Annotated in this window: 12 protein-coding genes; 10 read left to right on the forward strand and 2 right to left on the reverse strand. The window is 67.9% G+C overall.

All coding sequences use genetic code 11. The features are described 5' to 3' along the window. The first annotated feature begins 61 nt into the window (after window positions 1-61). The 9 genes from hrcA to AB0N61_RS04605 all read left to right on the forward strand — a co-directional run bounded on the left by hrcA (window position 62) and on the right by AB0N61_RS04605 (window position 8118). Window positions 62-1093 carry a heat-inducible transcriptional repressor HrcA gene (gene hrcA, locus AB0N61_RS04565; RefSeq protein ID WP_363362086.1) on the forward strand — a complete coding sequence of 344 codons (1032 nt, stop codon included), beginning with the start codon at window positions 62-64 and terminating at the stop codon, window positions 1091-1093. Window positions 1094-1132: 39 nt separating this feature from the next. Next, window positions 1133-2248: a molecular chaperone DnaJ gene (dnaJ, locus tag AB0N61_RS04570; protein WP_167942722.1), complete on the forward strand. Its 1116-nt coding sequence runs from the start codon at window positions 1133-1135 to the stop codon at window positions 2246-2248. Between the two features lie 14 nt (window positions 2249-2262). Further along, window positions 2263-2991 carry a 16S rRNA (uracil(1498)-N(3))-methyltransferase gene (locus AB0N61_RS04575; RefSeq protein WP_167942723.1) on the forward strand — a complete coding sequence of 243 codons (729 nt, stop codon included), beginning with the start codon at window positions 2263-2265 and terminating at the stop codon, window positions 2989-2991. 44 nt (window positions 2992-3035) lie between these two features. After that, a complete protein-coding gene (locus AB0N61_RS04580; protein WP_167942724.1) occupies window positions 3036-3383 on the forward strand; it encodes an HIT domain-containing protein in 348 nt (115 codons plus the stop codon). Window positions 3384-3444: 61 nt separating this feature from the next. Continuing rightward, entirely contained in the window at window positions 3445-4470 is a 1026-nt protein-coding gene (locus tag AB0N61_RS04585; protein ID WP_363363149.1) for a PhoH family protein, read from the forward strand. A gap of 16 nt (window positions 4471-4486) precedes the next feature. Next, complete coding sequence (ybeY, locus tag AB0N61_RS04590) at window positions 4487-4945, forward strand: rRNA maturation RNase YbeY (RefSeq protein WP_363362089.1); 459 nt, start codon at window positions 4487-4489, stop codon at window positions 4943-4945. Then, a complete protein-coding gene (locus tag AB0N61_RS04595) occupies window positions 4942-6237 on the forward strand; it encodes a hemolysin family protein (protein WP_167942727.1) in 1296 nt (431 codons plus the stop codon). Before ybeY ends, AB0N61_RS04595 begins: the two co-directional genes overlap by 4 nt. After that, window positions 6230-7126 carry a GTPase Era gene (gene era / locus AB0N61_RS04600; RefSeq protein ID WP_167942728.1) on the forward strand — a complete coding sequence of 299 codons (897 nt, stop codon included), beginning with the start codon at window positions 6230-6232 and terminating at the stop codon, window positions 7124-7126. Before AB0N61_RS04595 ends, era begins: the two co-directional genes overlap by 8 nt. A 41-nt stretch (window positions 7127-7167) precedes the next feature. After that, window positions 7168-8118 (forward strand): zinc-binding dehydrogenase, encoded by a 951-nt coding sequence (locus tag AB0N61_RS04605; protein WP_363362092.1) that lies wholly within the window; start codon window positions 7168-7170, stop codon window positions 8116-8118. On the opposite strand, the gene AB0N61_RS04610 is transcribed toward AB0N61_RS04605, so the two are convergent. Next, window positions 8115-8753: a hypothetical protein gene (locus tag AB0N61_RS04610; RefSeq protein WP_363362094.1), complete on the reverse strand. Its 639-nt coding sequence runs from the start codon at window positions 8751-8753 to the stop codon at window positions 8115-8117. The genes AB0N61_RS04605 and AB0N61_RS04610 overlap by 4 nt on opposite strands. A 195-nt stretch (window positions 8754-8948) precedes the next feature. Between AB0N61_RS04610 and leuA the strand changes: the two genes are divergently transcribed. Then, window positions 8949-10703, forward strand: a complete 1755-nt coding sequence (leuA, locus tag AB0N61_RS04615; protein WP_363362095.1) for a 2-isopropylmalate synthase — start codon at window positions 8949-8951, stop codon at window positions 10701-10703. A gap of 69 nt (window positions 10704-10772) precedes the next feature. Here leuA and AB0N61_RS04620 read toward each other — a convergent pair whose 3' ends face one another. Next, complete coding sequence (locus AB0N61_RS04620) at window positions 10773-11468, reverse strand: TRIC cation channel family protein (protein ID WP_167942731.1); 696 nt, start codon at window positions 11466-11468, stop codon at window positions 10773-10775. Window positions 11469-11501: the final 33 nt, after the last annotated feature.

Consider the following 11501-nt stretch of genomic DNA (forward strand, 5'->3'; position numbering starts at 1 on the left):
CCGCGTCGGCGGGTAGAATTGGCACTCGTAGCCAGTGAGTGCCAAGAGGGAGGGAGTTGCGATGGTCAGCGAAAGAGGCCTCCAGGTTCTCCGCGCGATCGTGCAGGACTACGTCGAGACTCACGAACCCGTCGGCAGCCGATCGATCGTCGACCGCTATTCCTTCGGCGTGTCCGCGGCGACGATCCGCAACGACATGGCGCTGCTCGAAGACGAAGAGCTGATCGCCGCTCCGCACACCTCATCCGGTCGCGTCCCCACCGACAAGGGCTATCGCGTGTTCGTCGACCATCTCGCCCAGCTTCGGCCACTGTCGGTCGCCCAGCGCACGGCCATCGAGTCCTTCCTCACCGCTCCCTCCGACCTCGACGACCTGATGGTGCGCACCGTCCGGGTGCTGACCCAGCTCACGGGACAGGTGGCACTCGCTCAGTATCCGTCCTTCGCACGCGCCAACCTGACGCACCTCGAGCTCGTGGCGCTGGCGCCCAACCGTCTGCTCATCGTGCTGGTCACCGACGCGGGCGGCGTCTCGCAGCGCATCGCTCCTCTGCCGGTCGAGGTCGATGAGGCCGACATGGCGCTGCTGCGGGCGCGCCTCTCCGCGCTGATCACGGGGCGGGCGGTGAGCGATGCGGCTGAGCGGCTGCAGGCGCTGCTGGCAGACGATGCGCACAGCCACGACGTCGTTCTGCGCGCTCTGGCGACGGTCGTGATCGACGAGCTCGGCACCTTCCGTCAGGAGCGCCTGGTGATGGCCGGAGCCGCGACTCTGGCTCGACGCGAGCAGGACTTCCGGGGCAGCATCCATCCTCTTCTCGAGGCGATCGAGGAGCAGGTGACGCTTCTGCGGTTGATGAGCGAGATGGAGGCGGACTCCCATGGTCTCGCCGCCAGCATCGGCACCGAGAACGCGTCCTTCGGCCTCGGCGAGGCATCGATCGTCGCCAGCAACTACGCCGCGCCCAGCGGCACGGCGCGGGTCGGCGTGATGGGGCCGACGCGCATGGACTACCCGAGCAATCTCGCGGCAGCGCGGGCCGTGGCCCGCTACCTGTCTCGGATGCTCGACGAAGACGAGGCGGCCCGCTGACGCGGCCGTCCAGAGAACAGCACACGCAGAAGGGCCATTGTGGCAGACCACTACGAGGTACTCGGCGTCTCTCGCGACGCCTCCACCGACGAGATCAAGAAGGCGTACCGTCGCCTCGCTCGTCAGCTCCACCCCGACGTCAATCCGGGTGACGATGCCGCCGAGCAGTTCAAGCTCGTCACGCACGCGTACGACGTGCTGAGCGACGACGACTCCCGCCGTCGCTACGACATGGGCGGCGGAGACGGAGCAGCCGGCAACTTCCAGGGCTTCGGAGGCTTCGGCGACATCTTCGAGACCTTCTTCGGCGCAGGCCAGGGCGGCGGCAGGAGCGCGCGTCCGCGGTCACGGCGCGAGCGCGGACAGGATGCGCTGGTGCGAGTCACCCTCGACCTCGGAGACGTGGTCTTCGGTGCGCACCGGGACATCGAGGTCGACACCGCCGTGCTGTGCGAGACCTGCAACGGCTCGTGCTGCCAGGAGGGCACCTCGCCCGTGACCTGTGACATCTGCGGCGGCACCGGTCACGTGCAGCGGCAGGTGCGGAGCCTGCTCGGCAACGTCGTGACGTCGCAGCCCTGCGGCACCTGCGAGGGCTACGGCACGACCATCCCGTACCCGTGCGGCACGTGCGGCGGGCAGGGGCGAGTGCGCTCGCGTCGCACCGTCTCGCTCGACATCCCCGCGGGCGTCGAGACCGGTCTGCGCCTCCAGCTTCCCGGGTCCGGCGAGGTCGGCAGGGCGGGCGGCCCGAACGGCGACCTGTACGTCGAGGTCACCGTGAACCCGCACCCCTCGTTCAGTCGCGACGGCGACGACCTGCTCGCGACGCTCGAGGTGTCGATGCCGGATGCGATCCTCGGCACCGAGACCACGATCCAGGGTCTCGACGGCGAGGTCGATCTCGAGATCCGCTCGGGCGTGCAGTCGGGCGACGTCCTGACGATCAAGGGTCGCGGAATCACGCCGCTCCGAGGCAACCAGCGCGGTGACCTCCGCGTCGGCGTCCAGGTGGTCACACCGACCAGGCTCGACTCCGCACAGCGCGCGCTCATCGAGGACTTCGCGAAGAAGACCAAGGCGCCGGGCCCGCAGTTGGCGCAGTTCCAACAGGGGCTGTTCTCGAAGCTCCGCGACCGCTTCCGCTCCCACTGATCCGGAGAACGCTCATGGCACTCCACTTCCTCGTCGAGAGCTCCTCGGATGCCGCCGTCGGCGACCTCGTGTCGCTCACCGGCGCCGAAGCGAAGCACGCCGCCGTCGTCCGTCGGCTCCGCGTGGGCGAGGCGGTGACCGTCGGCGACGGCTCGGGGGTGTGGCTGTCCGGCGTGGCGGAAGACGTGTCGCCGTCCCGCGTCGATGTCCGCGTGTCAGAGCGATCGGTGGAAGCCGCGCCCACCCCTCGCATCGTGCTCGCGCAGGCTCTGGCCAAGGGCGATCGCGACGAGCTCGCCGTGCAGGCGGCATGCGAACTCGGCGTCGACGAGATCGTGCCCTGGCAGGCCGGTCGCAGCGTGTCCCGGTGGGACGGTCCCAAAGCGGTCAAGGGGCGTGAACGGTGGGCGACCATCGTCCGCGAGGCCGCCAAGCAGGCCCACCGGGCGTGGGTGCCCGTGGTCGCGCCTCCCGCGTCGACCGCGGACCTCGCAGCCCGCGCCGCGTCGCAGCGGGTGCTGCTCCTCGACCCGACGGCGCCCACCCGGTTGTCGCAGCTCGAGCCGGACGGACGGGACATCGTGCTCGTGGTCGGACCGGAGGGCGGCATCTCCGACGAGGAGCTCACGAAGCTGTCCGACGCCGGCGCCGAGCGCGTGCTGCTCGGAGACACCGTGCTGCGTACGTCGACGGCCGGTCCCGCCGCGATCGCGGTGCTGTCGGTCGCGCTCCGTCGCTGGTGATCGGACTACGGGCCCGGCAGCGCTGCGGTCAGTAGACTGAGAGCATGTCCGAACCCTCGATCTTCACGCGCATCCTGAACGGTGACGTCCCTGGGGAGATCCTGCTGGACACCGGACGGGTGTTCGCTATCCGTGACATCAACCCGCAGGCACCGCTGCACGCGCTCGTGATCCCCAAGACCGAGGACTACCGCGACGTCACCGAGCTCGCCGAGGGCGATCCCGCACTGCTCGCAGAGATCGTCGCGGCGGCGAAGCAGCTCGCCTCCGAGCATGCGAACGGCGAGTACCGCCTCATCTTCAACAACGGCGCGAGCGCCGCCCAGTCCGTCTTCCACGTGCACGCCCATGTGCTCGGCAACATCGAGGAGAGCAAGCTCGTTGGCTTCTGACGAAAACGACCTGAACGCATCCGACACCGCCGTCGAGAAGATCTACGCCGACGGTGTCGCCATGGTGCAGCTGCTCGGTCCGCAGGATCGACTGCTGCGGATGCTCGAGAAGGAGCACCGCGATGTCCAGGTGCTCGTGCGCGGCAACGAGATCACGCTCACCGGATCGGCGGACGCCGTCGCGAAGGCGAAGACACTCGTCGACGAGCTGATGACCATGACGAAGGCCGGACATGACCTCGCGCCGAGCGACGTCACGAGTTCGGCGCGCCTGCTGCGCAGAGACGGCGGACCTCGCCCGAGCGAGGTGCTCGGCGAAGCCATCCTGTCGACCAGGGGCAAGGTCATCAGGCCGAAGACCCTCGGGCAGAAGGAATACGTCGACGCGATCGAGGAGAACACGATCGTCTTCGGCATCGGTCCTGCCGGAACAGGAAAGACCTACCTCGCGATGGCCAAGGCCGTCCAGGCCCTGCAGCGCAAAGAGGTCACCCGGATCATCCTCACGCGCCCCGCGGTCGAGGCCGGCGAGCGGCTCGGCTTCCTGCCCGGCACGCTGACCGACAAGATCGACCCGTACCTGCGCCCCCTCTACGACGCGCTGAACGAGATGATGGACCCCGAGATCGTGCCTCGTCTGATGGCGACGGGGACCATCGAGGTCGCCCCGCTCGCCTACATGCGCGGACGCACGCTGAACGACTCCTTCGTGGTCCTCGATGAGGCGCAGAACACCACCCCCGAGCAGATGAAGATGTTCCTGACGCGCCTCGGCTTCGGGTCGAAGATGGTCGTCACCGGCGACATCACGCAGGTCGACCTCCCGCAGGGATCCTCCGGACTCCGGCTCGTCACCCGTGTGCTCGACGGCATCGACGACATCCACTTCGCCCGGCTCACGAGCGACGACGTCGTGCGCCACTCCCTGGTCGGGCGCATCGTCGACGCGTACAGCGAGTACGACGAGCGGCGCACGGCTCAGCGCTACGAGCGCGAGCAGGCGGCGGAGTTCGCCAACCGCGCCGAACGCCGCGGCGCACAGAGACCAGGACCGCGAGACCGGATGCCGAAACGAGGCCTCTCCTGATGAAACGAGCACAGCCATGATCGAGATCAACAACGAGTCGGCCATCGACGTCGACGAGACCGTGCTGCAGCGCCTGACCGACTTCAACCTCGCGCAGATGCATGTCAGCCCGGATGCCGAGGTCGCGATCGTGCTCGTGGACGAAGGCGCCATGGAGGCACTCCACGTGCAGTGGATGGACGAGCCCGGTCCGACGGACGTGCTCAGCTTTCCGATGGACGAGCTGCGGCCCGGCACGGAAGATCGACCCACCGCCCCCGGGCTGCTCGGAGACATCGTGCTGTGCCCTCAGGTAGCGGAGGCGCAGGCCCAGGCCGCCGGCCACACGCTGATGGACGAACTCATTCTGCTCACCACCCACGGGTTGCTGCACCTCCTGGGCTTCGATCACGCCGAGCCCGATGAGGAGCGCGAGATGTTCGGGCTGCAGAAGGAGCTCATCCACGGCTTCGCCGCGGCTGAACGCCGACGATGACCGCGGCGCTCCTGCTCGCAGGCGCTGTCCTGCTCGTCGCGTTCGGCGGCCTCATGGCTGCCATAGATGCCGCCTTCGCGGTCACGTCCCGCTCGGACATCGAGGAGATGGGTGCTGAGGGACGCAACGGCCCTCAGCTGGTGCGCATCGCCGCTGACACGGACGCGCACGTCAACGCCGTCGCCTTCATCCGCGTGCTCGCCGAGACCGCGGCCGCGGTGCTCGTCACCGTCGCGTTCAGCATCCTGTTCGACAACATCTGGTGGGCGATGCTCGCCGCCGCAGTGCTGATGACGGGGATCAGCTTCGTGCTGGTGGGAGCGAGCCCTCGTTCCTTCGGCCGCCACCACGCCGAAGGCATGCTTCGTGTGAACGCGCGCATCGTCCGCGGACTGCGCATCATCCTCGGGCCGCTGGCCCAGGGGCTCGTGGTGCTCGGCAATCGGGTGACGCCGGGGCGTGGACGCAGTTCGTTCACCTCCGAGGAGCAGCTGCTGAGCATGGTCGATGAAGCCGCCTCGAACGATCTGATCGAGGCCGACGACCGCGACCTCATCCACTCCGTGTTCGACTTCACCGACCAGTTCGTGCGTGCCGTGATGGTGCCGCGCACCGAGATGGTGACGGTCGACGCGACGGCGACGACGAGCGAGGCCATGACGCTGTTCCTGCAGCGCGGTGTGTCCCGCATGCCGGTCGTGGACGACGATGCGGACGACGTCGTGGGGGTGCTGTATCTGAAGGACCTCGTGCTGTTCGCGTTCCGCGACGAGAACGCCTGGCGCACGGCATCCATCCGTCCGATCTCCCGGCCCGCGACCTTCGTGCCGGAGTCCATGCGCGCCGAGACGCTGCTGCAGCAGATGAAGAGGGATGCCGTGCATGTGTGCCTCGTGATCGACGAGCACGGCGGCATTTCGGGCCTCGTGACCTTGGAGGACCTCATCGAGGAACTCGTGGGCGAGATCTCCGACGAGTACGATCAGGTGTCGGCAGAGGTCGTCGAGCTCGGTGACGGACGCTATCGCGTGAGCTCCCGACTCTCGCTGGAGGACGTCGGCGATCTGTTCGGCCTCGAACTCGAGGATGAGGACGTCGATTCCATCGGCGGTCTGCTGGGGAAGGCGCTCGGTCAGGTACCGCAACCGGGATCCACGGCGACGGTCGAGGGGCTGACCCTCACCGGCGGCGCGTCTCGAGGACGAGGCCGCGGCATCGCGACCGTCTTCGTGGAGCGGGCGGCGGACGAGGCGGGACACGCCGCAGACGAGAGGGACGGAAACGATGACTGAGCAGACACGGAGCGGGTTCGTGACGTTCGTGGGACGGCCGAACGTCGGAAAGTCCACACTCACGAATGCGCTGGTGGGCGAGAAGATCGCGATCACGAGCGAGAAGCCGCAGACGACTCGGCGGGCGATCCGCGGGATCGTGAACCGCCCGGCGGGACAGCTCGTCATCGTCGACACCCCCGGAATCCACAAGCCGCGCACGCTCCTGGGAGAACGCCTGAACGACCTCGTCGAACAGGTGCTCGGCGACGTCGACGTGATCGGATTCTGCGTGCCCGCGACCGAGAAGGTCGGGCCCGGCGACCGCCGCATCGCGACGTCGCTCGACGGATACCGTCGCGCGAAGAAGATCGCCATCGTCACGAAGACGGATGCGGCCAGCCGCGACCAGATCACCGAGCGGCTGATGGAGGTCGACGCGCTGCGGGAGGACTGGGACGCGGTGATCCCGATCTCCGCCCTGACGAACGACCAGTTGGAGGTGCTCGCCGACGAGGTGCTCGCGCTGATGCCCGAGGGTCCGGCTCTGTACGGCGAGGGCGTCACGACCGATGAGTCGGAGGAGGATCGGATCGCCGAGATGATCCGCGAGGCGGCGCTCGACGGGGTCCGAGACGAGCTTCCCCACTCGATCGCGGTCGTGATCGACGACATCGCCCCGCGCGAGGGTACCGACCTGACCGACGTGCATGCGTCCATCGTCGTGGAACGCGACAGCCAGAAGGCGATCATCATCGGACACAAAGGCAAGCGCCTCGCTGATGTCGGACGCCGTGCACGCACCGGCATCGAAGAGCTTCTCGGCACGCGGGTCTTCCTCGGCCTGCACGTCAAGGTCGCGAAGGAATGGCAGCGAGACCCGAAGCAGCTCGGCCGCCTGGGCTTCTGACCGGCGGCCGCAGCACGCTCCTGCAGGGGTAGGGTCGCGATATGACACTCGCATGGCACTGGATCGCGACGACGTGGGGAGCCCCCGAGACGTGGGAGTTCGTCGAGCACGAGCTGTCTTCTCCCGGCCGCGGGGAGGTGACCATCCGTGTCGAGGCGGCCGGAGTGAATCCCGCGGATGCCAAGCACGTCGCGTCTCCTCGTCCGGGCGCGCAGCTGCCGGTGCCGATCGGCTACGAGGTCTCGGGAACGATCAGCGCGATCGGACCCGATACGCGGATCGGCTCGGGGGAGGCGAGAGTGGGCGACGAGGTCATCGCCTTCCGAGTGCGCGGGGGATATGCGACCGAGGTGACCGTGCCCGCTGAGAAGGCCTTCGCGAAGCCGACCGCCCTCACGCACCCGGAAGCCGCGAATCTGCTGCTGGCCGGCACCACGGCCGCGGAGATGCTCTGGGTGACCGGCGCCGCACCGGGGGAGACGATCCTGCTGCACGGTGCCTCCGGAGCGGTCGGCGTCAGCGTGCTGCAGCAGGCCGCTCTGCGCGGAATCCGAGTGATCGGCACCTCGAGCAGCGAGCGATTCGACGTCGTGCGTCGATTCGGCGGAGTTCCTGTGCGCTACGGAGCCGGGTTGGCTGATCGGGTCAGGGATGCCGCGGGGGAGGCGGGCGTCGCGGCAGCCCTCGACGCGGTGGGCACGGACGAGGCCGTGGACGTGTCCCTCGAACTGGTCGCAGACCGCCAGCGCATCGTGACGATCGCCGCGATGGGGAGGGCGGCCTCCGACGGCATCCGGGTGATCGCGGGTTCGATGCCTGACAGCGCCCGATTCCGTGACGAGGTGCGCGGCGAACTGATCGCTCTCGCCCAGAACGGCGATCTCGTCGTTCCCGTGGCGCGGACCTTCGCGTTGAGGGATGCTCCCGCAGCGCTCGCGCTTCTCGCGGAAGGGCACCCTGGCGGGAAGCTCGCGCTGATCCCGTCGGCCTAGTCGACCTCGCGCAGCGCGGACGTCACGACCACGACGCCGTCGCCGTATCTCGCGTCCATCGCGTTCTGCAGCGATCCGTCGTCCCAGACGACCTGCATCCAGACATATCCGCGCTCGGTCCAGAGGAGGAGCGCCTCGGGTCCCGCTGACGCGGACAGCTCGTCCTGCACGCGCGCGAGCTCCTCTTGGGAGCTCTTGCCCTCGACGCCGCCGGTGGGATCCTCCGATCGGATGGGATCGTACAGAGCGAGCATGATCGGAGGGTCGGTGACGGTCAATCGTTCACCGTCGAACGTGCCGTAGACGGCGTAGGTTCCCCAGGTGGTATCGCCGCTGGATTCGCTCCCGTCGACCCCGTCCCACGTCCAGCGATCGAGGGGGACGCCGGAGCACTGCGGCGGATACGACTCGGCGACGCCGCCGAGGCAGAGCTGAGGCTCGCCCGCGACGTCGAGCACCGTGCCGGTGCCGATCACCCGTCCGTCCGGTGGGGACACATCACCGCCATCCACGGTCGGAGCAGCCGTGCTCGTCGGTGCGGGTGCAGCGCCCGGCGCGGCCGAGCAGGCGGCGAGGCCGCACATCCCGACGAGGGCTACTGCGGCGAGAAGCATGCGACTCTGCGATGTGCTCATGCCTGACAGTGTCTCGTGACGCGCGATCGTCTCACGGCGGTCGGCGCGGATCGCCATCCCTGCTACCATGGCCGCATGCCTTTCGGCGGTCTGCTTCTTCTTAGCTGCCGCGACGAGTCCTAAAGCTAGGGCCTTCCTCGTCGCGGCGCTTGTGTTGGCCCGTTCACATTTCTGACGAAGAGAAGAAGCCCCATCATGCAGAACACTCAGCGCCCGTCTGCGATGCCGATCCACAAGTATCGGCCGTACCACGAGCAGATCACGGTCAACCTCCCGGACCGCACCTGGCCGGACGCCCGTATCACCGAGGCACCCCGGTGGTGCGCCGTCGATCTCCGCGACGGCAATCAGGCGCTCATCGATCCGATGTCGCCCGAGCGCAAGCGCGTCATGTTCGAGCTCCTCGTCAGCATGGGCTACAAGGAGATCGAGGTCGGATTCCCTTCGGCGAGCCAGACCGATTTCGACTTCGTCCGTCAGCTGATCGAAGAGAACCTGATCCCGGACGATGTCACCATCCAGGTGCTGACCCAGGCGCGTGAGCACCTGATCGCCCGCACCTACGAGTCGATCGCCGGCGCGAAGCAGGCGATCGTGCATCTCTACAACTCGACGAGCGTGCTGCAGCGCGAGGTGGTCTTCCGCACCGACAAGCAGGGCATCATCGACATCGCGCTCGAGGGTGCTCGCCTGTGCCGTCAGTACGAGAAGACCATCCCCGACACGAAGGTCTACTACGAGTACTCGCCCGAGAGCTACACGGGCACCGAGCTCGAGTTCGCCGTCGACGTCTGCAACCAGGTGATCGAGATCTTCGAGCCCACCCCTGACCGCAAGGTCATCATCAACCTGCCGGCCACCGTCGAGATGGCTTCGCCGAACGTCTACGCCGACTCGATCGAGTGGATGAGTCGCAACCTGGCGCACCGCGAGAACGTGATCCTGTCGCTGCACCCGCACAATGACCGCGGCACGGCGATCGCGGCAGCGGAACTCGGCTACATGGCCGGCGCCGACCGCATCGAAGGCTGCCTGTTCGGCAACGGTGAGCGCACCGGCAACGTCGACATCGTGGCGCTGGGCATCAACCTCTTAACGCAGGGCATCGATCCGCAGATCGACTTCAGCGACATCGACCAGGTCAAGCGCACGGTCGAGTACTGCAACCAGCTGCCGGTTCCCGAGCGTTCCCCCTGGGCGGGCGACCTCGTCTTCACCGCGTTCAGCGGATCGCACCAGGATGCGATCAAGAAGGGCTTCGAGGCGATGGCTGTCCGCGCCGAGGCCGAGGGCGTCACGGTCGACGACATCGAGTGGGCCGTCCCGTACCTGCCCGTCGACCCGAAGGACCTCGGCCGTTCCTACGAGGCCGTGATCCGCGTGAACTCGCAGTCCGGCAAGGGAGGAGTCGCCTACCTGCTCAAGGCGGACCACGCGATCGACCTCCCGCGCAAGCTGCAGATCGAGTTCTCCGGCGTCGTGCAGACCAAGACGGATGCCGAGGGCGGCGAGGTCACGAGCGAGCAGATCTGGTCGATCTTCACCGACGAGTACCTGCCGGCCGCCGACACTGAGGCGAAGTGGGGCCGGTTCGAGCTGCTGTCGACGCAGACGCGCAGCGACATGTCCGGCGACGTGGTGCTGGACGTGACACTGCGCGACGATGACCAGCAGATCGCCGTCGCCGGAAACGGAAACGGACCGATCGCCGCGTTCATCGAGGTGCTCCGCGGTCAGGGCTTCGACATCACCCTCTACGACTACGTCGAGCATGCTCTCAGCGCCGGCGGCGACGCCCAGGCCGCGGCGTACGTCGAGCTGCAGGTCGGCGACCAGCGACTGTGGGGCGTCGGCATCGACGGCGACATCTCGACGGCATCGCTCAAGGCGATCGTCTCAGGCGTCAACCGTTCGATCCGCACCCGACAGCTGGAGCTCGCGGCGGTCTGACCCCGTCCGATGAGAACGCCCCCGCGGTCATCGACCGCGGGGGCGTTCCGTGTCCACACGGAGCGTCGGTCACTCCGCGCTGGGCTTGATGATGGGGATCACTCCGGTCTCGGCGGCGACCTTGCGCCGGTAGAGGCGCCGCTGTTCCGGCAGTGAGACGTCGAAGCTGACGGCCAGGATCCGGATCACGGCTGTCACCGCGATGCCGAGCACGGCGGCGAGCGGGATCGGCATGCCGAACGCGCTCGCGATCACGATGAACGCGCAGCCGGCGCCCGCGGCGACGGCGTAGAGCGAGCCCACGTGCATGATCGCCGTCGGCAGCCCCATGAGCATGTCGCGCAGCACGCTTCCGCCGACGGCAGCGCAGACTCCGATGAAGACGGCCGGGACGGGAGGGATGCCGAAGGCGATCGCCTTGCTCGTGCCGAAGGCGCCGAACATCCCGATCACCACAGCGTCGAGCACGACGATGACCCTGTTGAGCCGCGTGAAGAGTCCTGCGAGCAGCATCCCCAGCAGAGCGGCACCCGTGGCGGTGATGAGATACCAGTTGTTCTGCAGTGTCGCGGGCGTCTGGCCGAGCAGGATGTCGCGGATGAGACCGCCGCCCATGCCGATCATGATCCCGATGATCGCCACGCCCAGCCAGTCGAGACGCCGCTGACCCTGGAACCCCGAGGCGAACATCGCGCCCTGGACGCCGCCGAGACCCACGCCGAGGAGGTCCGCCCAGAGCGGAATGGTGAAGAGCGGTTCGGTCACGCCTCTATTCTCCTGCACGGAGGATAATCGAAC

This window comes from Microbacterium sp. NPDC089320 (genome assembly GCF_040684875.1).
Lineage (GTDB): Bacteria > Actinomycetota > Actinomycetes > Actinomycetales > Microbacteriaceae > Microbacterium.